20 protein-coding genes are annotated in these 25088 nt (G+C 71.2%); 8 read left to right on the top strand and 12 right to left on the bottom strand.

The genetic code is table 11. From position 1 onward, the window contains the following. Window positions 1-343 precede the first annotated feature (343 nt). Window positions 344-1255 carry an SDR family NAD(P)-dependent oxidoreductase gene (locus ACFU53_RS00740; protein WP_383984279.1) on the bottom strand — a complete coding sequence of 304 codons (912 nt, stop codon included), beginning with the start codon at window positions 1253-1255 and terminating at the stop codon, window positions 344-346. A gap of 105 nt (window positions 1256-1360) precedes the next feature. Between ACFU53_RS00740 and ACFU53_RS00735 the strand changes: the two genes are divergently transcribed. After that, window positions 1361-2293, top strand: coding sequence for a cyclase family protein (locus tag ACFU53_RS00735; protein WP_383984276.1), 933 nt, complete (start codon window positions 1361-1363; stop codon window positions 2291-2293). A 547-nt stretch (window positions 2294-2840) separates the two neighbouring features. On the opposite strand, the gene ACFU53_RS00730 is transcribed toward ACFU53_RS00735, so the two are convergent. The 4 genes from ACFU53_RS00730 to ACFU53_RS00715 all read right to left on the bottom strand — a co-directional run bounded on the left by ACFU53_RS00730 (window position 2841) and on the right by ACFU53_RS00715 (window position 7367). After that, complete coding sequence (locus tag ACFU53_RS00730) at window positions 2841-3419, bottom strand: ATP-binding protein (RefSeq protein WP_383984272.1); 579 nt, start codon at window positions 3417-3419, stop codon at window positions 2841-2843. A 505-nt stretch (window positions 3420-3924) separates the two neighbouring features. Next, a complete protein-coding gene (locus tag ACFU53_RS00725) occupies window positions 3925-4818 on the bottom strand; it encodes an acyl-CoA dehydrogenase family protein (RefSeq protein ID WP_383984269.1) in 894 nt (297 codons plus the stop codon). A 169-nt stretch (window positions 4819-4987) separates the two neighbouring features. Continuing rightward, window positions 4988-6118: an acyl-CoA dehydrogenase family protein gene (locus ACFU53_RS00720; RefSeq protein WP_383984265.1), complete on the bottom strand. Its 1131-nt coding sequence runs from the start codon at window positions 6116-6118 to the stop codon at window positions 4988-4990. A gap of 55 nt (window positions 6119-6173) precedes the next feature. After that, on the bottom strand, window positions 6174-7367 hold the full coding sequence (locus ACFU53_RS00715; RefSeq protein ID WP_383984263.1) for an amidohydrolase family protein: 1194 nt from the start codon (window positions 7365-7367) through the stop codon (window positions 6174-6176). Between the two features lie 272 nt (window positions 7368-7639). Here ACFU53_RS00715 and ACFU53_RS00710 point away from each other — a divergent pair, with 272 nt between their 5' ends. Beyond that, complete coding sequence (locus ACFU53_RS00710) at window positions 7640-9139, top strand: class I adenylate-forming enzyme family protein (RefSeq protein ID WP_383984260.1); 1500 nt, start codon at window positions 7640-7642, stop codon at window positions 9137-9139. A gap of 80 nt (window positions 9140-9219) precedes the next feature. Here the strand turns inward: ACFU53_RS00710 and ACFU53_RS00705 are convergent, their stop codons facing one another. Next, the gene (locus ACFU53_RS00705) at window positions 9220-9732 is read right to left on the bottom strand and encodes an EF-hand domain-containing protein (protein WP_383984257.1); all 513 of its coding nucleotides are present in this window, start codon (window positions 9730-9732) and stop codon (window positions 9220-9222) included. Between the two features lie 192 nt (window positions 9733-9924). Then, the gene (locus ACFU53_RS00700; RefSeq protein WP_383984514.1) at window positions 9925-10332 is read right to left on the bottom strand and encodes an STAS domain-containing protein; all 408 of its coding nucleotides are present in this window, start codon (window positions 10330-10332) and stop codon (window positions 9925-9927) included. A 505-nt stretch (window positions 10333-10837) separates the two neighbouring features. Between ACFU53_RS00700 and ACFU53_RS00695 the strand changes: the two genes are divergently transcribed. Next, a complete protein-coding gene (locus ACFU53_RS00695) occupies window positions 10838-11419 on the top strand; it encodes a sigma-70 family RNA polymerase sigma factor (protein WP_383984254.1) in 582 nt (193 codons plus the stop codon). Between the two features lie 167 nt (window positions 11420-11586). Next, window positions 11587-13215, top strand: coding sequence for a zf-HC2 domain-containing protein (locus ACFU53_RS00690; RefSeq protein ID WP_383984511.1), 1629 nt, complete (start codon window positions 11587-11589; stop codon window positions 13213-13215). A gap of 192 nt (window positions 13216-13407) precedes the next feature. Here ACFU53_RS00690 and purU read toward each other — a convergent pair whose 3' ends face one another. Further along, on the bottom strand, window positions 13408-14289 hold the full coding sequence (gene purU / locus ACFU53_RS00685) for a formyltetrahydrofolate deformylase (RefSeq protein ID WP_383984251.1): 882 nt from the start codon (window positions 14287-14289) through the stop codon (window positions 13408-13410). Window positions 14290-14413: 124 nt separating this feature from the next. After that, the gene (locus ACFU53_RS00680) at window positions 14414-14914 is read right to left on the bottom strand and encodes a hypothetical protein (RefSeq protein ID WP_383984249.1); all 501 of its coding nucleotides are present in this window, start codon (window positions 14912-14914) and stop codon (window positions 14414-14416) included. 128 nt (window positions 14915-15042) lie between these two features. On the opposite strand from ACFU53_RS00680, the gene ACFU53_RS00675 reads away from it, so the two are divergent. Next, window positions 15043-16347: an ABC transporter substrate-binding protein gene (locus ACFU53_RS00675; RefSeq protein ID WP_383984247.1), complete on the top strand. Its 1305-nt coding sequence runs from the start codon at window positions 15043-15045 to the stop codon at window positions 16345-16347. 165 nt (window positions 16348-16512) lie between these two features. Here ACFU53_RS00675 and ACFU53_RS00670 read toward each other — a convergent pair whose 3' ends face one another. Together ACFU53_RS00670 and ACFU53_RS00665 are read right to left on the bottom strand one after the other, a co-directional pair. Beyond that, entirely contained in the window at window positions 16513-18381 is a 1869-nt protein-coding gene (locus ACFU53_RS00670; RefSeq protein ID WP_383984244.1) for a hypothetical protein, read from the bottom strand. 251 nt (window positions 18382-18632) lie between these two features. Beyond that, window positions 18633-20015 (bottom strand): transcriptional regulator, encoded by a 1383-nt coding sequence (locus ACFU53_RS00665; RefSeq protein ID WP_383984241.1) that lies wholly within the window; start codon window positions 20013-20015, stop codon window positions 18633-18635. Between the two features lie 372 nt (window positions 20016-20387). Between ACFU53_RS00665 and ACFU53_RS00660 the strand changes: the two genes are divergently transcribed. The 3 genes from ACFU53_RS00660 to ACFU53_RS00650 all read left to right on the top strand — a co-directional run bounded on the left by ACFU53_RS00660 (window position 20388) and on the right by ACFU53_RS00650 (window position 23589). Beyond that, window positions 20388-21071 (top strand): bifunctional DNA primase/polymerase, encoded by a 684-nt coding sequence (locus tag ACFU53_RS00660; protein ID WP_383984237.1) that lies wholly within the window; start codon window positions 20388-20390, stop codon window positions 21069-21071. A 125-nt stretch (window positions 21072-21196) separates the two neighbouring features. Further along, window positions 21197-21982 (top strand): ABC transporter ATP-binding protein, encoded by a 786-nt coding sequence (locus ACFU53_RS00655; RefSeq protein WP_383984234.1) that lies wholly within the window; start codon window positions 21197-21199, stop codon window positions 21980-21982. After that, a complete protein-coding gene (locus ACFU53_RS00650; protein WP_383984231.1) occupies window positions 21979-23589 on the top strand; it encodes a transporter in 1611 nt (536 codons plus the stop codon). The genes ACFU53_RS00655 and ACFU53_RS00650 overlap by 4 nt, the downstream gene beginning before the upstream one ends. A 169-nt stretch (window positions 23590-23758) precedes the next feature. Here ACFU53_RS00650 and ACFU53_RS00645 read toward each other — a convergent pair whose 3' ends face one another. Further along, complete coding sequence (locus ACFU53_RS00645; protein ID WP_383984228.1) at window positions 23759-24616, bottom strand: alpha/beta fold hydrolase; 858 nt, start codon at window positions 24614-24616, stop codon at window positions 23759-23761. Window positions 24617-25088: the final 472 nt, after the last annotated feature.

Here is a 25088-nt window from a genome sequence, read left to right as displayed (position 1 = left end):
ACGCGCAACAGCCGGGTGCGTTTGTTGGCTGCGGGTGCGTGGGGCTTCTCGCGCAGTTCCCCGCGCCCCCAAAAAGCCAGACCCCCGCGGGCCTGAAAGACCACGGCCCTGCGGCCCTGGAAAGCGACGGCCCTGCAGCCCTGGAAAGCGACGGGCCTGCAGCCCTGGAAAGCGACGGGCCAGCGGCCCTGGAAAGCGACGGGCCAGCGGGCCTGGAAAGCACGGGGCGCAGCCCCTGCTTTTCAGGGGCGCGGGGAACTGCGCGAGCAACCACGAACCACCCGCACCCGCACCCGCACCCGCACCCGCCACACCACACCACACCACACACACCCCCAACCCCTCAGGCGTTCGGCCGTTCCCCAGAAGCCGCCGCCCGAGCCATCCCCTCCACCCGCTCCAACATCGGCATAGGATCCACCCCCACCGCCCCCGGCAACACCTCCGCGATCCTCTCCGGCGTCCACCCCCCTTCCGCATAAGCCGAGCGCAGCTCACCCGGCTGCGCCCACACCGCGATCTTCGGCCCCGCGACCGTGTACACCTGCCCGGTGATCCGCTCCTCCCGAGCCCGGTCCGACAGCAGATACACCACGAACGCGGCCACATCCTCCGGCTCACCGATCTCCGTCAGCTCCGTCGGCACCCCCGCGGACATCCGCGTACGGGCGACCGGCGCCACCGCGTTCGCGGTCACCCCGTACCGGTGCAGCCCCAGCGCGGCGCTCCGCACCAGCGAGATGATCCCGCCCTTGGCCGCGCTGTAGTTGGCCTGCGAGACGGATCCTTGGTGGTTGCCACTGGTGAACCCGATCAAGGTCCCGGCCCGCTGCTTCCGCATGACGGCGGACGCGGCCCGGAAGACCGTGAACGTGCCCTTCAGATGAGTGGCGATCACCGGATCCCACTCCTCCTCGGCCATGTTGAACAGCATTCGCTCCCGCAGGATCCCGGCGACGCACACGACGCCGTCGATACGGCCGTACGCCTCGACCGCCGTGTCCACAACCCGCTGGCCGCCCGCCATCGTGGAGATGTCGTCGGCGACGGCGACCGCCTCGCCCCCGGCCGCCTCGATCTCCTTGACGACGGTCTCGGCGATGGAGCTGGTGGGTTCGGAGCCGTCGACGGAAACGCCGTAGTCGTTGACGACGACCCGCGCGCCCTCGGCGGCGGCACCGAGGGCGACCGCCCGGCCGATCCCCCGCCCCGCTCCGGTGACGGCGACGACCTTGCCTGCCAAGAAGTTTCCCACCCCGGCCCCTTCCCTTCATCGCGGTTTCTGACGGACCGTTAGATTTGCTCGCACGGCGATTCTACGACCCGTCAGATACACCCACACAAGCCCCGGGGAGGGCCGATGTCATTGCCCGCGGAGTTCCACGACATCGCCAAGCGCGTGAACAACTGGGGGCGTTGGGGGGTGGACGACGAGATCGGCACCCTCAACCTGATCACCGACGAGGTCGTACGGGAGGCCGCCGCCTCGGTCCGCTCCGGTCGCCGCGTCCCACTCGCGCTGCCCCTTCAACAGGACGGCGTGCAGACGGGGATGATGCCGGGCCGGGTGAACCCGCTGCACGCGATGGTGCAGATCAACCAGGAGATCTTCGGCCCGGGCACGGTCGCGTGCAGCGACGACGCCGTGACGATGGGGCTCCAGGCGGCGACCCACTGGGACGCACTCACCCATGTCTCGCACTCGGGCCGGATCTACAACGGTCGCCCGGCGGACACCATCACCCCGCACGGGGGCGCGGCCTTCGCCGGCATCGACAAGGCGCGGCACATCGTCTCGCGCGGAGTACTCCTGGACATCCCGCGAGCCCTGGGCCGTACCGACGATCGCCTCCCCGGCAATCACGCGGTCACCCCCGAAGACCTGGACACGGCCGAGGAGTTGGCGGGCACCCGGGTCCGCGCGGGCGACATCGTCCTCGTCCGCACCGGGCAGATCCGGACCTACCTCTCCGGCGACAAGCACGCGTACGCGTTTCCGTCGCCGGGACTCTCGCTCCGCACCCCGGAGTGGTTCCACGCGCGCGATGTCGCGGCCGTCGCCAATGACACCCTGACGTTCGAGATCTTCCCGCCCGAGGTCGAGGACCTGTGGCTGCCGGTGCACGCGCTCGACCTGGTCGAGATGGGCATGCCGCAGGGACAGAACTGGAATCTGGAAGAGTTGTCCACAGCCTGTGGACAAGTCGGGCGGTACGACTTCCTGCTCTCGGCGATGCCCGAGCCGTTCGTCGGCGCGACGGGCACGCCGGTGGCACCGGTCGCCATCCTGTAACACCCGAGAACCCCAGAACCCAAGGACAAGAACCCAAGGACCCAGAGCCCAAGGACCCAGACCCCAAGGCCCCCAAAGCCCAGATCCCCTGGGCCGGCCGGCGGCGCGCCGCGCCCGCCCCGAGCACGGCACCGCGCGCCACCATCCGGCTTCGGCGTACCCGCCCCGCCCCCCATGCCCTGTCGGGAGCCGACGCCGAAACGCGACCCACGCTCGTCGAGGGCCTCCGTCACCGAAACCCTCGTCGTCCCCTCGCGGCGAATCGCTGAACACAAGCGTGATCAAACGGACACGACACGTCAACACCCGTTCGGGGATCAGCCGCACAAAACCGGCATTGCGACGGTGCGTACGGAAGCACACCCCGGCGCACGGTTCGGCCACCACCGGCCGCCCGTTCAACGCCGTGCGCTCACGCGCAGGCGTGTGCGGCGCGGATGTCGGGCGCCCGCGTGCGCCTGCCGCTCGGGGTGCACGTCGTCATGCGGCTACAGGCAGCACGTGGCCGATCGCGCGGTTCCCCGCGCTCCTGAAGGGGCTTCGCCCCTCAGACCACCTCGTACGCCAACCCCTCGCGCGCCAGGCTGTCCCGTGTCACCGCCGCGACCCCGGTGACCGCGCTGCCCGCCGGATACCCGGCCGGCATCACGCCACCGCCCACACCCGACGCACCCGAGACCCCGGACGCACCGGAGACACCCACCGCCCCGGCCACCCCTGGCACCACCCGGTCCAGCTCGCACCAGATGCGTTTGCCGACGCCCTCGTAGGACCAGCCCCAGCGGTCCGCGAGGACCTCGACGAGAGCGAGGCCGCGCCCGCCCGTCTCGTCGCCGTCGGAGCACCGCGGCGTCGGCGGACACGCGCTGGTGTCGGCGACCTCGAGACGGACCTTGCCGATCGAACCGTCACAAAGACCGGACAGCAGCAGTCGCAGGACCGCCGGACGGCCGGTGTGGACGACCGCGTTGGTGACCAGCTCGGAGACGAGGAGGATCAGCGTCTCGGCGAGCGGCTCGTCGTCCCCTATCCCGGACCCGGCGAGCCGTGAACGGGCCCATCTCCGTGCACGACCCACCTCTGCGGGGTCGGGCCGGATCTCCAGCTGCACTTGAAGCACCTGCACCGCTCACACCATCCGAACCGGCGGACACATCGCCGCACGCCCCTCAGGGGCCACGATCGTGGTCATCTGCTGCCTGGCCGACGCCACCGCCATCGATACCGTCGGCACCGGGATCACGGAACGTGATCCCCTTACCGGACAGCATGGTTGACGTACAGTCACCCCAACAAGCGCTTCGGGCATATTCCAGCGCGAAGGAGTACGCATACGGCATACTGTGCGACGCTCATCGCGGGGAGTCGAACAGACCGGAGCGACGAGACTCCGGCCCACTTCACGAGCGCCGGGCACCGCCGGATCCGGGGCCGCCACAGGGGCAACACCGGCTCGGCTCGACCTCGGAACCACTCGCATCCACCAGAAGGTACCGGAGCGCGACTCCGACTCCAGGCCGTGACAAGTCACACCTAGGACACAACCCGGTATCAACGCTCGGTAATTCCGATATGCCACGTTCCGCGACATTCGACCGTGACCCTGCCACACATTCCCCTTCCGGCCCTGGTCAGCGCGCTCGTCCCGGCTCGACCAGCAGCTCCCCCGCCAGCAACTCCTCACTCTCCGTGATCGATCCGCCACGTTCCGCCCGCACCCATGCCCGCTTCAGACACAGGTGTACGTCGGCCTCCCAGGTGAACCCCATGCCGCCGAGCACCTGGAGACAGTCGCGGGCGCCGCGTACCGCCGCCTCGTCGGCCAGCAGCCGAGCCGCCGCGATGTCCACCGGATCGGCGGTCACGGCAGCCGCGTACACCGCCGCCCGCGCCACCTCCACCCGCACCAACAGCTCGGCACACAGATGCTTGACCGCCTGGAACGCCCCGATCGGCCGCCCGAACTGCTCCCTCGCCCGGGCGTGTTGCACCGCGGCCTCACAGGCCCGAACCGCCGTACCCAACTGCTCGGCGGCGGTGAGCAGCACGAAGAGATCATCAGGGCGGGCGAGGGCATCGGCTCCCGGCACCCGGTGCAGCGGCGTCAACGGATCCACGGACCGCAACTCCACCGCCCCAGCCACCTCCCCCACGACCACATCCGCCTCCTCCAGCCACTCCACCAGCCCCCCACCCCCGACGGCGGTCACGACAACCTCCCCGGTCGCCGCCCCCGGCACCACCCCCGCCGCGAGATGCGTGGCCACCAGCGGCCCGGGCAACAGCGCCCGCCCCGCCTCCTCGAACACCAACACCGCCTCCGGCACCCCGAGTCCCACCCCACCCTCAGCCTCGGCCAACCGAAGCCCGAAGAACCCGACCGCCCCCAGCTCCCGCCAGAGCCCTCGGTCCAGCCCGGGCCGGTCGACGGCAGCCCGCAACGCCTCCCGCCCGAAGAGCCGCGCCAACACCCCCCGCACCCCGTCCCGCAACGCCAACTGGTCCTCAGTGAGTTGAAAGCGCATAAGCCAAGAGCCCCTCATCAACACCGAACACGACAGCGCGCCCCTGCTTTCAAGGGGCGCGGGGAACTACGCGATCAGCCACACACCACCCGCAGCCGCAAACTCGCAGCCGCAACCCGCAACCGAACCCCCAGCCCACCCCGAGCCAAGAGGGGCGCCCCGCCCCCCGTCACCCCTTGGGCAGCCCCAAAATCCGCTCCCCCACGATGTTCCGCTGAATCTCGGACGTCCCCGCAGCGATCGTGTACGACAACGAACTGAGCCGATCAAGAACCCACGGCCGCCCGAGATCGAGCGCGGCCGGCCCCAAAACATCCGCCGCCACGTCGTACAACTCCTGCCGCGCCCGCGAATACCTCAGCTTGAAGACCGAACCCCCCACCCCCGGCACGCCCCCCGAAACCTCCGCCGCGCTCACATTCCACTGCGTGAGCCGCCACAACGCCCGGAACTCCGCGTTCAACCGCCCCAGCCGCCGCCGCGCGCCGGAGTCGTCCCAGCGCCCATTCGCCCGCGCCTCCCGCGCGATCTCCCCCAACACCCGACGACAGGCCACCACTTCACCCACGAACGCCGTCCCGCGCTCGAACGACAGGGTCACCATGGTCACGCGCCACCCGTCGTTCTCCTCCCCCACCCGGTTCCCGACCGGCACCCGCACCTCATCCAGGAAGACCTCGGCGAACTCGGTGGAACCGGCGAGGGTACGCAGGGGCCGTACGGTCACGCCGGGCGCGTCCATGGGCATCGCCAGCCACGAGATGCCCCGATGCTTCGGCACCTCCACATCCGTCCGCACCAACAGTTCGCACCAGTCGGCGACTTCGGCGTGCGAGGTCCAGATCTTCGACCCGCTCACCACGTACTCGTCGCCGTCCCGACGCGCACGCGTACGCAGAGACGCGAGGTCGGACCCGGCGTCCGGCTCGCTGAACCCCTGGCACCAGACCTCCTCGCCGCGCAGGATCGGCGGCAGCCAGCGCGCCCGCTGCCCGGCGGTGCCCTCGGCGGCGATCGTGGGCCCCGCGTGCAGCAGCCCCACGAAGTTGGCGCCCACGTACGGGGCACCCGCTCTCTCGGTCTCCTCCAGGAAGATCAGCCGCATCGTCGGGGAGGCGTCCCAGTGGACGTCGGCGTACCCGGCGTCGTACAGCATCCGCTGCCAGCCGAGGTCGTACGCGCGCCGTCCCGGCCAGTCGTCGGGCGACGGCTTCGGCGGCAGCGAGGGGAGCGCCTTCGCCAGCCACTCCCGCAGCCGCGCCCGGAATGCCTCCTCCTCCGGGCTGTAAGCGAGATCCATCACCCGCGACCCTTCCCTCGAGACCCGTCACCCGAGACCCGTCACCGGAGACCCATCACTTGTCGAAGTCCAGGTCGAGCATGCGGATCGCGTTGCCGCGCATGAGCTTGTAGACGGTCTCGTCGTCGAGGCCCTTGACGTGGTCGAGGGCGACCTCCTTGGTGTGCGGGAAGGTCGAGTCGACGTGCGGGTAGTCGGTCTCGAAGGTCGCGTTGTCGCGGCCGACCACGTCAAGCGAGGCGACCCCGTGCTTGTCGCGGAAGAAGCAGCAGAACATCTGCCGGTAGTAGTACGTCGACGGCGGCTCGGGGATCAGGTCACGCACGCCGCCCCAGGCGCGGTGCTCCTCCCAGACGTCGTCGGCGCGCTCCAGGGCGTACGGGATCCACCCCATCTGCCCTTCGCTGTAGGCGAGTTTGAGGCGCGGGAACTTCACCAGGACCCCGCTGAAGAGAAAGTCCATCATCGAGGCCATCGCGTTGTTGAAGGAGAGGGAGGCCTGGACGGCGGGGGGCGCGTCGGGGGAGGCGGCCGGCATCTGGGAGCTGGAGCCGATGTGCATGTTGACGACCGTCCCCGTCTCCTGGCAGACCGCGAAGAAGGGGTCCCAGTAGCCGGAGTGGATGGAGGGCAGCCCGAGGTAGGTGGGGATCTCGGAGAAGGTGACGGCCCGGACCCCCCGGGCGGCGTTCCGCCTGATCTCCTCGACCGCCAGTTCGATGTCCCACAGGGGGATCAGGCAGAGCGGGATCAGGCGGCCGCCGCTGTCGCCGCACCACTCCTCGACCATCCAGTCGTTGTACGCGCGCACACAGGCCAGGGCCACTTCCTTGTCGTGCGCCTCGGCGAAGGTCTGCCCGCAGAAGCGCGGGAAGGTCGGGAAGCAGAGTGAGGCCTCGACGTGGTTGAGGTCCATGTCCGCCAGCCGCGCCTTCGGGTCCCAGCAGCCGCGCCGCATCTGCTCCCGGGTGATCCCCTCCAGCGTCATCTCGTCCCGGTCGAACCCGACGGCCGCGATGTTCCGCTTGTACGGGAACTTCAGGTCCTCGTAGATCCACCAGTCCGTCTGCTGCCCGTCCGGGTCCATGGTGATCTGGTACTTGCCCGCGACGTACGCGAGCTCGCCGATCCCGGCGGTGAGCGGCTTCGGACCCCGGTCGCGGTACTTCTCGGGCAGCCAGGTGTCGAAGAGGTGCGCGGGCTCGATCACATGGTCGTCGACGCTGATGATGCGGGGCAGTTCGGTCATGGGTTCCCCACTCCGTTGCCTCAATTATCTGATGGACCGTCAGATCCTTGTCGAGCAGGTTAGTGGCACACCCCTGGACCGACAAGGCGCCCCGGCCTACGCTCTGGCCACTATCTGACAACCCGTCAGCTACCGGCGAGTGAGCCGAAGGGGCGCGCCGGTGCCGAGACCGTGAGCGCGCGGAGGCCCGAAGGGGCGAGCACGGTCGCGGTCTCGACACCGGCTGTAGCGCCCCGGAGGCGAACCGAGCCCAAAACAGGGGAGCGGCCGCAGTGAACGACACCGCCCATGCGCTCAGCGAGTCCCGCACCCTCTGGGACCTCCTCGTCCGCCGCGCCGACCTCACCCCCGACCGGCCCGTCCTCCTCCAGGACGACCGCACCCTGAGCTTCGGCGAGCTGCGCGCCCGCGCCGAGCGGGTGGCGGCCGGGCTGTACGACATGGGCGTACGCCCCGGCACGGTCGTCGCCTGGCAGCTGCCCACCCGTATCGAGACGGCCCTGCTCTCCTTCGCCCTGGCCCGTCTCGGCGCCGTCCAGTCCCCGGTCATCCCCTTCTACCGCGACCGCGAGGTCGGCTTCGCGCTCCGGGAGTCCAAGGCGGAGTTCTTCGCGGTGCCGGGCGAGTGGCGGGGCTTCGACCACACGGAGATGGCACGGCGGCTGGAGGCCCGGGGCGTCTTCGAGGCGTACGACCGTCTCCCGGACGGCGCCCCCTCGGCACTCCCCGCCCCGCCGGCCGACGGCACCTCCGTTCGCTGGATCTACTGGACCTCGGGCACGACCTCCGACCCCAAGGGCGTCCTCCACACGGACCGTTCGCTCATCGCGGGCGGCTCCTGCCTCGCCCACGCGCTACGGCTCACCCAGGACGACGTCGGCTCGATCGCCTTCCCGTACGCGCACATAGGCGGCCCCGACTACATGGTCATGCTCCTGCTGTACGGCTTCCCGGCGGTCATGTTCGAGCACTTCGCGCTGCCGGCCGCGCTGGAGGGCTACCGCAAGCACGGGGTGACGGTGGCGGGCGGGTCGACGGCGTTCTACTCGATGTTCCTCGCCGAGCAGCGCAAACAGCCGGGCGAGCCGGTCATTCCCACACTGCGGCTGCTCGCGGGCGGCGGGGCACCGAAGCCACCCGAGGTCTATCACTCCGTCGTACGGGAGATGGGCGTGCAGCTCACCCACGGGTACGGCATGACGGAGGTCCCGATGATCACGATGGGGGCGCCGGACGACTCGGTGGAGAACCTGGCGACGACGGAGGGGCGGCCGCCGACGGGGATGGAGATACGGATCGCGGAGGGCGGGGAGGTGCGGTTGCGCGGGGAGGCCGTCTGCCGGGGGTATCTGGATCAGGCGCAGTCGGCGGCTGCCTTCGACGCGGACGGGTTCTTCGTCACGGGCGACCTCGGGCACGTCACCGACAGCGGCCATCTGGTGCTGACCGGCCGCCTCAAGGACGTCATCATCCGCAAGGGCGAGAACATCTCGGCGAAGGAGATAGAAGACCTGCTGCACCGGCATCCCGCCGTCCAGGACGCGGCGGTGATCGGGCTGCCCGACGCGGAGCGGGGGGAGCGGGTCTGCGCGGTGGTCGAACAGCCGCCGGGGGCCGGCCCCCTGAGCCTGCGGGACGTCAGCGACTACCTGCGCGCGGAAGGGCTGTCCGTCCACAAACTGCCGGAGCAGGTCGAGGTGGTGGATGCCCTTCCGCGCAACGAGACCCTGCGGAAGGTGCTCAAGTACAAGCTGCGCGAACGCTATTCATGAGCCGTCGGCGATCAGCCACTCATGACTGCACGACCGCACGACCGCACGACCGCATGACCGCAAGACTGCAGACCACATGACTACTCAGGCACCGTGAAATAGCGCGCGAACGCGGTCACGACCTCCACCTCGTCCACCTTGCCGTCTGCGTCGGTGTCGAGGGTGGCGGCGGCCGCGGTGGCGATCTCCTCGGGGGCGCCGAGGGCCTTGAGGACCCGGGCGGTCTCCTCGACCGTGGCCCTTCCGTCCCCGTCGGCGTCCGCGACGGCGAGGGCCGCGTGCAGGAAGGGGCGGGCGATCTCGGCGAAACGGTCGGGGTTGTCACGGAGCCGCTTGACCGCGCCGTTCACGAACTCGTCCCGGGTAATGCGCTGGTCGCCGTCCCGGTCCGCTATTCCGGCCATACCCTGCCAGAAGGCTTCGGCGCCGCCGTACAGGGCCTGGCCCTTGTCCGAACGGGCGGTGGTGCCGAACTCGTTGAGAACCGCCTTGCTCGCCGCGCTGAAGTCCTCGCGGTCGATCCAGCCGTTGCCGTCCTGGTCGAAGGTGGCGAACCGGGCGGCGATCCTGCGCTCGTACTCGCTGCTGACCATGTCTCTTCGGGCCCGCCTTACGTCAAGTGGGGTGCTTCTCGGACGGAGCGTACGACGTCAGGGGCCCGGGCGGAGCGGGAAAGCGGCGCTTGTACCAAGACTGCGGGAATTCTGGGACAACTGTGTGGCCACTGGGACACCACCGCGTGGGACAGCTCACACGTACGTACTGCTCATCGGGAGGGTGCGGGGTCAGGCCGACAGGGGGCCGGCCTCGTCGTCGGACTCCGGTGCGACCGCCGAGAAGACGTCCGGATGGACGTCGAAGAGGCGGCGGACGCCGAGGGCGGCGAGGACGCGGTTGACGTGCGCGGCCTGAACCGGGCCGCCGCCCGCGTGGCCGTCGGCGGGGAGGATCAGCCGGAGACGGCCATGACAGGAACGCATCAGCCGCCGGGTGGCGATGAGCACGCCCACACCGCTGGAGTCGCAGAAGACGACGCCGGAGAGGTCGAGGACCAGACTTCGGCGGCCGTCGGCCACCGCCTCGTGCACGCGCTGGCGGAGAAGGGGCGACGTGACCAGATCCATCTCTCCGGACACGTGCACCACGGCCCACTCGCCTTGCTCGCCGTCGGTCACTTCGAACGCCACCGTGATGCCTCTCAGTCGCCGAACCGGAAGCCACTGCACCGCTTCCTGCTGCGCGGCTGCCCCGCCGTCGTTCCATGAAACACCCGTGGCCCACCGAAAGCGCGTGGCAAGCGAGCCATTTCCGGGGCCTTTTCGGTGTGATTTCCATCTAGTACGGTCACGTGTGATCGACTGTTGATCGTGAATGGATCCAACACGGTCTCAAGCGGTCGGATTCGCGCAGATCGGGCCCTACGCGGGGCCGTACAGACATACGAAGGGTGGGCGTACGCCCACGTGGGCGGCATGGAAACGGCTTACGCCGGAGGTGCATACCACCTCCGGCCTCGCGAGGGGCGCGCATTGCCATAAAGGGGCGTGCGCGGTCAGCGGTGCCGACTACATTCGGGACGGCAGTGCACACAGGCTGGAATCGGACCGGAATCGGATCGGGCCGACGCCGGGGCGACACGGGGCCCACGGCCGGCGGTGATCAGGAACGGCGCAGGTACGAGCAGGGTGAGGGGGCCGAATGGCGACGAAGGACGCACCGCCCCGCTGGGACCGCAAGATGCAGCAGCGGCTGGCGCGCGGCGAGGCCGCCGCGCTCGGTGAGCTGTACGACAGGTTCGCGTCCCTCGTGCACGGGCTCGCCCACCGCGTCCTCGACGACGAGCGGGCCGCCGACGGCATCACCCGCGAGGTGTTCCTCCAGCTCTGGGAGAGCCCCGAGGTGTACGACCCCAAACACGGCCCCCTGCGGTCCTGGGTGGCGGCGCTGACCCACCGCCTGGCCGTGCAGCGGCTGCGCGCCACGGAGACCGCCGCGCTCGCCCGGGGCGGCGAGGGCACCACCGAGGATCTGGAGCGCAAGGTCCACCACGCGTCGGTCGCGGCCCGCGCCGACTACATAGTGCAGGCGATGCCGACCCCTCTGCGGGCCGCCCTGGAGCTGGCGTACTTCCAGCGCCGCGACTACCGCCAGACCGCCACCGACCTCGGCGTCACCGAGGACGAGGCCCGCCGCCGCCTCCGCCTCGGCCTCCAGCTCCTCTCCACCGCCCACGACACCCGCCCCTCCGGCACCCCACCCGAACCCGGAGGTACGGCGTGACCGGCGGAACGAGCCCGTCCGGGGCGTACGACGACGAGCCGGAGGGGCAGGGGGCCCAGGAGGCTGAGCGGCCCTCCGCCCCGCCGAGCGTGGGCCGGGTGCCGGCTGCCAGGGGGCCGGCGGACGGGGATGGTGCGCAGGAGCCTCGTGTGGTGGCCGGGCAGGATATGGATCAGTCCGGCGGCGGCGACGCGTCGTCCGGGGACAGGCCGTCCGGCGGGGACGGCGCGCGGGAGCCCGGCGATGCGCACGGGCCGGACGGGGCCGATGGGACGGGCTCAGGGGACTCGCCAGGACGTGGTGACGCCGTGGAGGACGGCGACGGCGAACCGGTGGGTCCCGGCGGGCCCGGGGGCGGCCTCGATGAGCCAACTGGGCCGGGTGGGCCGGGTGGGCCTCGGGGCGACGGCGACGAAGCGGTCGGGCCGCCGCGTATACCACTGCCGCGTACCTCCGTGGAGGACACCGGACTGCCGTTGCCGGACCCCGCGCCCGAAGCGACGCCGTCGGCGCCACCGGCACCGTCGGCGCGTCCGGAGCCCACGGTGCCCTCGGAGCCTGAGTCGGCCGAACCTCCCGTAGCACCGGCCTCCCCAGTCTCTCCCGCCTCTCCTATCCCTTCCGTCCCTCCCATCCCTCCCCCTCCCCTCGTGCTGGAGCATCGCGTGCTCAAGGCGCTGCTCGGGGCCTGGGCGCTGGCGGCCTGTTCGGCGGAGGAATCGCTGGCTGTCGAGGAGCATCTCGGGACGTGCGGGTCGTGCGCCGACGAGGCGCGGCGGCTGCGGGAGGCCGTGGGACTGCTGCATCCGGCGGAGAACCTCGACCTCGACCCGGCCCTGCGCACCCAGGTCCTGGACGTCTGTCTGGGCCGCCGCCCACCGCGCATCCCCGTACCGCGCTGGGCCGCCCCGTACGACGCGGAGACGGCCCGCCTTGACGCGTTGCTGCAGGACATCGGGACCGCCGACTGGCACGCGCCCGTACGGCTGCGCTGGTTCGAGGGCGAGGGACCGGTGAGCCGTCGTACGACCGTCGCCGGGGTCATCGCCCACCTGCTCACCGTCGACGGGCTCGTCGCCTCCGCGCTCGGCCTGGACGACCCGCTCGGCCAACTGCAGCGCGGCCACGACGAGCCCGTCGACGACACGCCGGAGGGACGCACCGAGGCATACTGGAAGGCGTCCCACTTCCCGCCCACCCGCGCCCTCCGCGCGCCCTGGCGGCAGCAGAGCCACGACATCGTCCGCACGACGTCGTTCACGGGTGGCGCCGGCCCGGACTCCGGCAACTCGGGGCGCCTGGCCGTCTCGTACGGCGGCTTCGAACTGCCCCTCCGGGACGCGATGCTGGACCGGGCGTTCGAGTGCTGGATCCACGCGGAGGACATCGCGGAGGCCGTGGACTACCCGTACGAGCCGCCCTCCGGCCGCCATCTGCACGGCATGATCGACCTGGCGGCCCGCATGCTGCCCGTGTCCCTGGCCGAGCGCCGCCGGAACGGGCTGGCGTCCCCGCCCCGGACCGGCCGCCACCTCGTACCGGCCGGCACCCCCGGCCGCAGCCTCCGCCTGGAGATCGAGGGCTCCGGCGGCGGCGAGTGGCTCATCCCCCTCGACTCCCCCGCGGCCCTCGGCTCCGCCGACCACGAGGTGGCGCACGTGGCATTGGACGGCGTCGAATTCTGCCGCCTGGCCGCCGGGCACGTACCTCCGGAGGACGCGGCCGCGGGCCAGGGCGGCGACCGGGAGGCGATCAGGGATGTGCTGTTCGCGGCGGCGGCGCTGAGCCGGATGTGAACGGACCTGGAGTGTGCGGCTGAGCGGGGGCCGGTTTCGCTCACCGGCGCTTGCCGGCTGCCGCCTGCGCCCCTGATAGGGGCGCGGGGAACCGCGCGAGCAACCACACACCACCCGCAGCCGCAAGACCGCACGCGCCCCGAGCTACTGGGCGCCCCCAGCCCGGCGGAGCCCCTACGCCCGGCGGGACCCCTACGCGAAAACGACCGTCCGTCGCCCGTTCATCAGAATCCGCCGCTCCGCATGCCACTTCACGGCCCGCGCCAGCGCCTGGCACTCCACGTCCCGCCCGACCGCGACGAGCCCCTCGGGGGTCACCCCGTGGCCCACCCGCTCGACCTCCTGCTCGATGATCGGCCCCTCGTCGAGGTCGGCGGTCACATAGTGCGCCGTCGCCCCGATCAGCTTCACACCCCGCGCGTGCGCCTGGTGGTACGGCTTCGCGCCCTTGAAGCTCGGCAGGAAGGAGTGGTGGATGTTGATGATGCGGCCGTTGAGCTGCTTGCAGAGGTCGTCGGACAGGACCTGCATATAGCGCGCCAGAACGACCAGCTCGACGTTCTCCTCGCGCACGATCTCCAGCACCCGCGCCTCGGCCTCGGCCTTGGTGTCCTTGGTCACCGGGATGTGGTGGAAGGGGATGTCGTACGACCTCACCAGCTCGGCGAAGTCGGTGTGGTTGGAGACCACGGCAGCGATCTCCACCGGCAGCGCCCCGATGCTCGCCCGGAAGAGCAGGTCGTTCAGGCAGTGGCCGAACTTGCTGACCATCAGGACGATGCGCATCTTCTCGTCGGCCCGGTTGATCTGCCAGTCCATCTGGAAGGAGTCACCGATCGCCGCGAAGCTGGCCCGCAGCTTCTCCACGCTCACCGGCGCCTCCGCCGAGAAGTGGACGCGCATGAAGAACAGACCCGTGTCGTGGTCGCCGAACTGCTGACTGTCCTCGATGTTGCAGCCGGTCATGAAGAGGTAGCTCGACACGGCGTGCACGATGCCCTGCTTGTCCGGGCAGGCGAGGGTGAGGACGTACTGGTCGGCGGGCGCCGCGGCTCGGGTGGACTGCTCGTTCATGCCCGACAGGGTCCCATATGGCGTACCCATGTCGGCAATCGTCCCGAAGACCGGACCACCCGCCCCCGGCAGCCGACCACCGAGCCTCAGCAGAGCCCGGCAGCCGGCAGCCAGCCGCCGCCGCCTACGCCGCCCTGGTCATGATCCGCAGCACCTCAAGGGTGCGCGGCGGGGTGTCCGGCTCCTCCCCGTCGCTCACGGAGAGACGTACGTGGGCCTCGCGGGCGGCGCGGACGGCCTCCGGCCAGGCCTCGTGGTCGAGGTACGCGGCGACGAGGGCATCCGGGCCGACCTGGTGCATGATCCGCAGCACGCGCAGCACGGCGGTGTCGACGAGGGCCGCCTCCTGGGCGTCACGGAAGATCGTGCCCACGTACTTCTCGGCGGACCAGTTGTCCAGCCAGGTGTCCTCGACCAGGCGGTACACGGCGTCGGTGACGTCCCCGTACCCGTCGACACCGGCCAGCCAGACGTTCTGCTGGAACGCGGGGTCGGAGAGCATGTGCAGCGCGGAGCGCACATTGCTGCGCCAGCGCCACCACGGCATGTCATTCAGTGGCATGCCGCCCATGGTGGATGAGCGACGCCCGCGACGGGAAGGGGTCTCCGGACCTTGGACGGTCATCGATCGTGCGTTCCTCTCTGAAACCGGTCGAAAATACGATCGTAGCTCTTCGCAATTCACCTCCCAGCCACCTCACGTTGACCATCCGTCACGCCCGGGTTGGTGGTGTGGCGGAATCGTGCAGAGCCATGACTGGCTTCCAGGCACGACGGACCCCTCTGCCCACAGGCGTTGCCAAAGGCCTCGCCAAAGGCCTGGTCAGAGCCACCACGCTGGCGGCGTGCGCGTCACTCGTCGCCGGGTGCGGGGTCATCCCTGGAGCCACGGGGGGTTCCGGGGACGGCCCCGTCACCATCATGACCTGGGCCCCGGAGAAGACGGCCGCCACCAACAAGCCCGGCATGCCCGCCATGGCGAAGGCGTACGCCCGCTGGGTCAACGCCAACGGCGGCATCAACGGCCGCGAGCTGAAAATCCTCACCTGCAACGACCGCAACGAGACCGTGACCGCCGCGAAGTGCGCCCGCCGTGCCGCCGACGAGAACGTCGTCGCGGTCGTCGGGTCCTACAGCCAGCACGGCCGTTCCTTCCTCGCCCCGCTGGAGTCCGCGGGCATCCCGTACATCGGCGGCTACGGCGTCACCGACGACGAGTTCGCCAGCGCGCTGTCCTACCCGGTCAACGGCGGCCAGGCCTCTCTCATGGCCGGTCTCGGCGAGCAGCTCGCCGAGGCCTGCGGCCCGGTCGCCCTCGTCCGCCCCGACTCGATAGCCGGCGACCAGCTGCCGCTGCTGCTGGACTCGGGGCTGCGGTCCGGGGGCCACGACAAGTCCGAGGACCAGCTGGCCGCCGAGGACGCCACCGAGTACGGGGGGCATGCCCGGGAGGCGCTGCGGCGGGCCAGCAACGACCCGGTCGCGGAGGGGTGCGTCGTCCCCGCGCTGGGCGACCGCACCTTCACCTTCATGGACTCCTTCCGCCGGGATCGCGACGCCTATCCGGACGTCCGCACCGGGACCGTCCTCGGCAGCGTCGACCAGACGGTGATCGACGCGACCGGTGGCAAATCGGGGCCGTACGAGGGGGCGTACGTCACCGGCTGGTACCCGGTGGAGACCGACAAGCGGTGGGACCAGATGAAGAAGGTGATCCGGGAGCACGCGTTCGACGACAACCGGATCGACCCGGCGGACCCGGGTGTGCAGACCACGTGGATCGCGTACACCGTCCTGAAGGCCGCCATCGAGAACATCGGCGACGGCGAGGTGAGCTCCCAGGCGATCCGTCGCGTCCTCGACACCGGCCTGAAGGTCACCACGGGCGACCTGACCCCACCCCTCAGCTGGCGCTTCGAAGACCTCATCGCCTCCGCCGGCTTCCCCCGCCTGATCAACCCCGAGGTCACCTTCCAGATCGTCCGTAAGGGCCAACTCGTCGCCGCGCGACGCGGCTTCGTGAACGTGGAGAAGACCCTGGTGGAGGCGGAGAACTGAGCGACCGGGCCGCGGACCGCGCAGCGGGCTCGGACCAGGATCCGGGCTTCGGGCTCGGGCTCGGGCTCGGGCTCGGGCTCGGGCTCGACGAGGATCAGGGCGGGCTCCCGGCTTGGGGGCTCGGGGCATGATCGGGCAGGGCTACAGCGCTCGGCCGCCGCCCCGCTACAGCTGGACCGCCTGGCGTTGGGTCAGGGCGTAGGTCGTGGCGATCGTGTTCCAGAGTGTGGCGGCCTTGGTCTTTTCGGCGCTGGCGGTGCCGCTGGCCTGGTTGCCGGCCTGGGTCTGGCCGGTGGCGCGGGCCTGCCCCTTCTTGCAGCCCTTCTTCCCGGCTGCCTGGTCGGCCCACGCGGCGTAGTGGTTGTCGGCGGAGGCGGAGGCCTGCCAGGCCTTGGTGAGCGAGGTGGTCAGGGCCTCGTGGTCCGGCAGCTTGTCCACGGACAGCTCACCGAGCCGGGTGACCAGGTCGTTGCGCTGCTTCGCCGCGCCCCGCAGGTCGGTGGCGGCCTGGCCCAGGTTGGTGCAGGCCTTGATGTTCGCGACCGCCTTGATCACGCTGTTCCGGCTGTCGCCGCTGTCCGCCAGCAGCTTGTCCAGCGCGACCGCCTGCTCCTTCGCCGGGTCCGCCGACGCGGACGCCGACTCCTCGGGCGCCCCGGTCGCCGACACGGGCTTGTTGTCGCTCTGCGACGCCTCGTCCCCCGACCCCGCCATCAGGGCACCCGCCCCGATCCCGAGCACGGCGATCCCCACCCCGACGAGCGCGATGAGCGGCACCCGGGATTTCGTACGACCGCCCCCTCCGCCTCCGCTCTCCCGTCTCGCGGACGCCCGTCCACCATGACCGCCATGACCACCATGGCCACCGTGACCGCCGGGCCCGGGACCCTGCGGCGGCTGCGGGGCATGCGCGTGCTCGATCTTCGGCATCTGCTGCGTGGCCCCGGCGGCGTCCCCGGCCCCCGCCTCGCTCCGGAAGAGACTGTCGAACACGTCCGGCTGCTGCTGCGACTGCTGAGCCCGCTGCTGCCCCGGCGCACCGTACGACCGCGGCTGGGGCTGCGCCTGCGCGGCCACCGGCGGTATGTACTGCGTGGCCTCGGCGTCCGGATTCCCGGCGGGCGCCGAATGCAGGGGCTGTACGGGGTCCACGGTCTGCGGCAGGGGCCCGGCACCGTTGTCCGGCACCCGCCCCAGATACGTCGTCGCGTCGGCCGACGCCTCCGGCGGCAGCGCGCCCGGCCCGACCGGCGGCAGGAACTGCGTGGCGGCCTCCGCGGCGGGCGCCTGCGAAACCACCGGCGGTATGTACTGCGTCGCCCCTTCGTCCACCGGCAGGGCACCGGCCGACGGCACATACGGGATGTACTGGGTGGCCCCCTCGTCCACGGGCGGCAGCGGCGCGCTCTGCGGCGGTTGCGGCGCGGCGGCCGACGGCAGAGTCACCTCACCGGCGACCGGCGGCATCGGCACACCCGAGCCCGCCCCGCCATACCCCTCGATGCCGTACGACGGCCCCTGCGCACCCTCAGGCGGCAACGGCATCCCGCCCTGACCGCCTTGGCCACCGTGGGTGCCGTGGGTGCCGTGGGTGCCGTACCCGGTCTGCCCGCCCTGCTCGCCGTACCCGGTCTGCCCGCCCTGCTCGCCCTGCTCGCCGTGGGCTCCGTACCCGGCCTGGTGGCCGCCCTGGCCGCCCTGGCCGCTCTGGGTGCCGTACGCGGCCTGGCCCCCCTGGGCGCCCTGGGTTCCGTATCCGGTCTGCCCACCCTGCTGGGTGCCGTACGCGTCCTGCGTCCCCTGGCCGCCCCACTCCGGCGCGGGCGGCGCGCTGTTCCAGTGGCCGGCAGGCGGCTGCGCGGCCCCCTCGGAGCCCCACTGCCGCTGCTGGTCCCACGGCTGGACCGGGGCCGGCGGCAGCGGGGCCGGCGGCAGATCGCTCGGATGGAGCGGCGCCCCACCGTCCGAGGGCAGCACGATGCCTTCGCGCGCGGTCCGCGCCGAGGGCTCCTCGCCCTGTCCACTCTGCGTCACCGAGACTCCTACGAATGGGGGACTTCCGGAATCATCGGCTCACGCTACCCGGTCCGGATGACAGCCCGAGCACCACCCGCTCCGCGCGGAGGAGGCGCAGCCCCTCTCAGGGGCGCGGGAAAGTGCGTGACCAGCCACGGACGGCCCGCAGCCCGCGACGAACCCGGACGCCCCGGCGCTCCCGGCACACGGCCCGTCCGACGAGCCGCACTCACAAGCCGACGCCCAGCGAACCGGCGCCCCGGCGGGAGCTACGCGGCCTGAAGATCCATCCGCGCCCCGAACTCCCTGACCACCGCCTCCTCCCGGAACGGCTCCAACCGCTGCTGGAAGTCCTCCAGATACTCGGCCCCCCGGTTCGACCGCAGCGATCCCAGCAACTCCACGGCCTTCGTCCCCGTGTGGCAGGCCTGTTCGACCTCCCGCTGCTGCACCTGCGCCGAGGCGAGGAGCACATACCCGATCGCCCGCCGCCGGGCCCGCGACTCGGGATGCTTGGCCAACGACTCCTCGGCCCGCCGGGCCGCCGCCTCCGCCTGCCCGAGATCCCGGTGGCAGTGCGCCAACTCGTCGGCCAGATAAGCCTCGTCGAAGTGCTTGATCCACGCCGGGTCGTCCCCGGACAAGGGGTCCGCCGCCTCCAGCGCCTCCACGGCCCGCCCCGCCGCCACCTGCGCCGCGCGCGCGTCGCCCATCAGCGCGTGCCCGCGCGCCTCCGCCGCGTGGAACATCGACTCCGCACGCGGAGTCGCCCGCCCCCGCGCCCCCTCCTGCGCCGCGCGCGCCAACTGCGCGATCTCCCGCGGGTTTCCGAGCTGCGCGGCGAGATGGCTCATGGACGCGGCGAGGACGTATCCGCCGTAGGCACGGTCGCCCGCGGCCTGCGCGAGGCGCAGCGCCTGGATGTAGTAGCGCTGGGCGAGGCCGGGCTGCCCGGTGTCGACGGCCATGTACCCGGCGAGCTCGGTCAGCCGCGCGACCGCGGCGAACAACTCCCGCCCCACGGACTCCCGGTAGGAGCCGGCCAGCAGCCCCGAGACGACGCTGTTGAGGTAGTGCACGACGACCGGCCGTACATGCCCGCTGCCGTACTGGTGGTCGAGGTCGACGAGCGCCTGCGTCATCGCACGCACGGCATCCACGTCCGCCAGCCCCACCCGGGGTCCCGCCGAGCGGGCCACCTGGGAGTCCGGCGCGGAGATCAGCCAGTCGCGGCTGGGCTCGACGAGCGCGGAGGCGGCGACGGACGACCCGGAGAGGAAGTCCCGCCGCCCCACGTCACTGCGCCACAGCTCGCAGACCTGTTCGATCGCTCCCAGTACCGTCGGCGAGAACTGGAGGCCGACACCGGACGCGAGGTTCTTGCCGTTGGCCATGCCGATCTCGTCGATGGTGACCGTGCGGCCCAGCTTGCGGCCCAGGGCCTCGGCGATGATCGCGGGCGCCCGGCCCCGCGGCTGCTGTCCGCGCAGCCAGCGCGCGACGGATGTCTTGTCGTAGCGGAGATCGAGCCCGTGCTCGGCGCCGCACATGTTGACCCGCCGGGCCAGCCCCGCGTTGGAGCAGCCGGCTTCCTGGATGAGCGCCTGCAGTCGTTCGTTCGGCTGCCTGGCGACGAGCGGCCTTGCGGCCATGGCGTACCCCCTGTGGCTGTGGTGCCTTGCCCACGCACCGAGTTGACGTGCCTTCAGCGGTCGAACCTCTTCGCACCTCTTCGCACACGCGGTCACGCGCCACCGGTACGCACGGCGCCCACGCACCGAACACGCGTACCGAAAGCGCGTACCCACACATCGAAAGGATCCGGCCTCGAAGATCAATGCCCCGCCGACATACCGAAGATGCGAGACATGCCAGAATTGCCGGGGTAAACACGGATGCTGTACCCCACACGTGGCTACCCGGCCCACTCCGTGATCCCTCCCGCGCGCCCCCGGCCGTGCACCCATGCGCCCCGGCCCCGTTAAGGATGCTCTCCCCCGCGCATGTGACTTCCGTAACCCCTGATGACCGCTAGAGTTGTGTTCATCGTGGAAGAGACCATCGCGGGCCCTGAAGCTGCCCAAATCCCGAAGCAGCGTGGTGAATCGCTGCTGGACACCGCCGTTCGATACGCCGAAGAGCGCCATTGGGACGTGTTCCCCGGTACATGGCTGGAAGCCGTCGACGGGGTGCAGCACTGCTCCTGCGGCAACCCGGCGTGCGCCACCCCCGGCGCGCACCCGGCGCGCGAGGACTGGGGGACCCAGGCGACAGGCAGTGCGACCGTCGCACGCCGTCTGTGGTCGAAGCAGCCCACCGCGTCGATCCTGCTGCCGACCGGCCGTACGTTCGACACGATCGACGTTCCCGAGACCGCCGGCCTGCTGGCGCTGGCCCGCATGGAACGCATGGAGCTGACCCTCGGGCCGGTGACCTGGACGCCGGATCGTCGGATGCATTTCTTCGTGCTGCCCGGCGCCTCCGTCAAGGTCCCCGATCTGGTACGGAAGTTGGGCTGGTCGCCGCTGGCTCTCGACCTCAAGGCGTTGGGCGAGGGCGAGTTCGTGGCGGCTCCGCCGACGCGGTACGGGTCTCGGGGTGCCGTGCAGTGGGCTCGACGGCCCACGCCGGCGAATCGGTGGCTGCCGGATGCCGAAGAATTGATCTCGCCGCTCGCTTACGCGTGCGGTAGGGATGGGCGTCGGTAACGCTCCGGGTGAGGGCTGCGGGTCGGTTTCGCGGCTGCGGGTGAGTCGTGGTTGTTCGCGCGGTTCCCCGCGCCCCTGAAAGACAAAGGACTCGGGGGCGCGGTCTACCGGAAGGAGCGGCCGGTATGAGTGGTGTCGTCGCTGTACGTGTCCAGGGGCTGTGGAAGCGGTTCGGGGCCCAGGCCGCCGTCGCCGGGATCGATCTGGAGCTGCCCGCCGGGCGGTTCGTCGGGCTGGTCGGGCCGAACGGGGCCGGGAAGACCACCACCCTGTCGATGGTCACCGGACTGCTCCGCCCCGACCAGGGGTCCGTGGAGGTCGTCGGGCACGACGTGTGGCGGGACCCGGTCGAGGTGAAGGCCCGCATCGGCGTCCTGCCGGAGGGGCTGCGGCTCTTCGACCGCCTCACCGGACGTGAACTCCTCGCCTACACCGGCCGATTGCGCGGACTGCCCGGCGCCGAGGTCGACAAGCGGGCCACCCAGCTGCTGGACGTCCTGGACCTCGCGGGCGCCCAGCACAAGCTCGTCGTCGACTACTCGACGGGCATGCGCAAGAAGATCGGCCTCGCCGCGGCCCTCCTCCACAACCCCGAAGTCCTCTTCCTGGACGAGCCGTTCGAGGGCGTCGACCCCGTCTCCGCCCAGACCATCCGGGGCGTCCTGGAGCGGTACACCGCCTCCGGCGCCACGGTCGTCTTCTCCTCCCACGTCATGGAGCTGGTCGAGTCCCTCTGCGACTGGGTGGCCGTCCTGGTCGCCGGCCGCATCCGCGCCCACGGCCCCCTCGCCGACGTACGGGGTGACGCGCCCTCACTGCAGAGGGCGTTCCTGGAGCTGGTGGGCGCGGGCGAACGGGACACCGGCTCGAACCTGGACTGGCTGGGCGGCGGCGGGGCGGACGGCCGATGAGCACGGCGGGCCCATCGGGTGCCGCGTCGGTGACCTCCGTCGTCGTACGGCTGAAACTGTCGCTCCTGCGCAACGGACTGCGGCAGTCCGCCGGGCGGCGGGCCGCGTACGTCTTCTCCGTCGTCTTCGTGCTGCTGTTCGCGGCGCTCCAGCTGATCGGACTGATCGCGCTGCGGGGCGACGAGCACGCGGCGGCCGTGACCGTGCCGCTGGTGGCGCTGCTGGCGCTCGGGTGGGCGGTGATGCCGCTGTTCTTCCCCAGCGGGGACGAGACGCTGGACCCGACGCGGCTGGTGATGCTGCCACTGCGCCCGAGCCCGCTCGTAAGGGCGCTGCTCGCGGCCTCCCTGGTGGGCATCGGCCCGCTGTTCACGCTGTGCGTGCTCCTCGGATCGGTCGTCGCGCTGGCGCGGGGCACGGTCGCGTACGTCACCGCCGTGGCCGCCGTGCCCCTCGCGCTGCTCTGCTGCGTCGCGCTCGCCCGAGCAGTGGCCGCCGCCAACATCCGCCTCCTGGCCAGCCGTCGGGGCCGCGACCTCGCCGTCCTGAGCGGCCTCCTGATCGCGATCGGCGCCCAGGCCGTCAACTTCGGCGCGCAGCGCCTGGGTTCGTCCGGCCTCGGACAGCTGGAGCCGGCGGCGGACGTACTGAGCTGGATCCCGCCGTCGTCGGCGCTCGGCGCGGTGCAGGCGGCGAGCGAGGGGTCCTACGGGGTCGCCGTGGCCCAACTAGCCCTGTCCGCAATCGCGTTGACGGTGCTGTTGCGCCTGTGGGCAGGGATGCTCACCCGGCTGATGACCGCCCCGGACGGCTCCACACTCCAGGCCGGCGATACGGGGCGGGAGCGGACGCGCTCCACCGGACTGAGCCGCCTCCTCCCCGCCGGCCGCACCGGCACGATCATGGAACGCAGTCTGCGCTACATCTGGCGGGACCCGAAGACGAAGGCGGCGTGGGTGACGTCGCTCGCCATCGGTCTGATCGTGCCCGTCTTCAACGCCCTGCAGGGCACCGGCTCGATCTACTTCGCCTGCTTCGCGGCGGGGATGCTCGGCATCCTGATGTACAACCAGTTCGGACAGGACACGTCGGCGTTCTGGATGGTCGCCATGACGATCTCGTCCACGCGGGACGCGTACGTCGAACTACGCGGCCGCGCCCTGGCATTGCTGGTCGTCACCCTGCCGTACGCCACGTTCGTCACCGTCCTGACCACGGCGCTCCTCGGCGACTGGCCCGCCCTCCCCGAAGCCCTCGGCCTCTCCTTCGCCCTCCTCGGCGCCATGCTCGCCACCGGCGCCTGGTCCTCCGCCCGCTTCCCCTACTCCATCCCCCAGGAGGGCTACAAGAGCGTCGCCCCCGGGCAGGCCGGTCTCGCCTGGATCTCCGTCTTCGGCGGCATGGTGGCCGCCGCGCTGCTGTGCCTGCCGGTCATCGGCCTCACCATCTGGCTGCACGTCTCGGCGGACGGCGACTCCTGGGCGTGGCTGCTGCTGCCGGTGGGGACGGCGTACGGGGCGGGGATCGCGGAGCTGGGCCTGCGGCTGGCGGCGCCCCGGACGGCCGGACGGCTGCCGGAGATTCTGACGGCGGTCAGCAAGGGGTAGCTTCTCGCCCCGCCCCGACTACCCGTCCCCAGGGCTGGGCCGAACCGAACTCGTGGCCGTACAACGTGCGTCGCCGTACGACGTGCGTCGCCGTACGACGTGGAAGGGCCCCTGGAATTCGCCGATTCGGAGCCCTTTTACTCAGTCCGATTCACTCAGTTGCATTCACTCAGTCCGAGAAGCTGTCCAGGAACGGCTCTATCGCCGCGCGCCATGCGTCCGGCTGGTCGTAGTGGACGAGGTGGCCGGCGTCGGCGACCTCGGCGTACTGGCCGTGGGGCAGGACGCGGACCATCTCCTGGGACTCGGCGCGGCCCAGCTCGCCGTCGAGGCCGCGGACGACGAGGGCGGGGCAGCGGACCTGGGTCAGCTCCTCCCAATGCGCGTCGTACACCCAGGTCTCGCGGGTCTTGAGCATCTGCTCGGGGTCGAAGACGGGCCGCCAGCCGTCGGGGGCCTCGTGCATGACCTCGGCGTAGAACTCGCCGCGGGACGGGCTGGGGCGCTCCACCCAGGGGTCGTCCTCGCCGAACCACTTGCGGACGTCGGCGAGGGTGGCGAAGGGCAGCGGCCAGGCCTTGAACCAGCCCTCCCACTCGCGCTGCGAGGCGGCGCCCAGCGCCGAGGCCCGCATGTCGCAGATGATCAGGCCGCGCACCAGGTCCGGTCGGCGGGCGGCCAGCTGCCAGGCGGTCAGCGCGCCCATGGCGTGGCCTATGAGGACGACCGGGGCGAGACCCAGCTGTTCGACGGCGGCCTCGGCGTCCTCGACGTAGGCCTCACGGGTGTACGCGGCCTGCTCGGGCTTCGCGCTCTGGCCGTGGCCGCGCTGGTCGAGAGCGACGGCACGGTGTCGTTCGGAGAGCCAGCGGGCCGTGGGGGCCCAGTGTGAGGCGCGGCCCATGAGGCCGTGCAATAAGAGGACGCCGGGCCGGGGCTCGTTCTCGCCGGCCTTGGGCGGGTCGCCGAACTCCCAAGCGGCGAGACCCACGCCGCCCGCTCCCGTCACGTCGATACGCCGCACCATTGGCACCCCCCAGACTCCCGCCCGGACCGCTCGCTCCCGCCTCTCGCTCCCGCTTCGAGCCGGCCGGTCCACTCGTCCCAACTGCTGTCGTACCGCTGTTCCGCTGCTGCTTCCGCGTTGCATCCGTTGTCGCTTCCGCCGTGGCTTCCGCTGTTGCTCCGGCTGCTGTCGCCGCCGTGCGCGCCGCTCGGACGGCGAGCACTTGTGTTACAGCGTGCATATCGGTTGACACGTTACGTGTGGGGTGCGCGCGTCAGTCATGGCACGGGTCACGCAACGCCACGCCGCACACGTTATCGAATACACATTCGAAGATGCCGCTCTTGGCGGCAACACCCCTCATTCGAGTGACCACCCTCAAGGATTGCCCGCCCCCGCCGAGGGGAGATCTTCAACGGGAGGCGGACCGCTTCGGGAAAACGGTCCGAGGGGAATGACCCTGGGAGCTCGGGGCTCCGGGTCAGCACAGGGG

The organism is Streptomyces sp. NPDC057474 (genome assembly GCF_042802555.1).
Lineage (GTDB): Bacteria > Actinomycetota > Actinomycetes > Streptomycetales > Streptomycetaceae > Streptomyces.
Note: the sequence above shows the minus strand (reverse complement) of the source record. Positions and strands in the feature narration are given on the sequence as shown.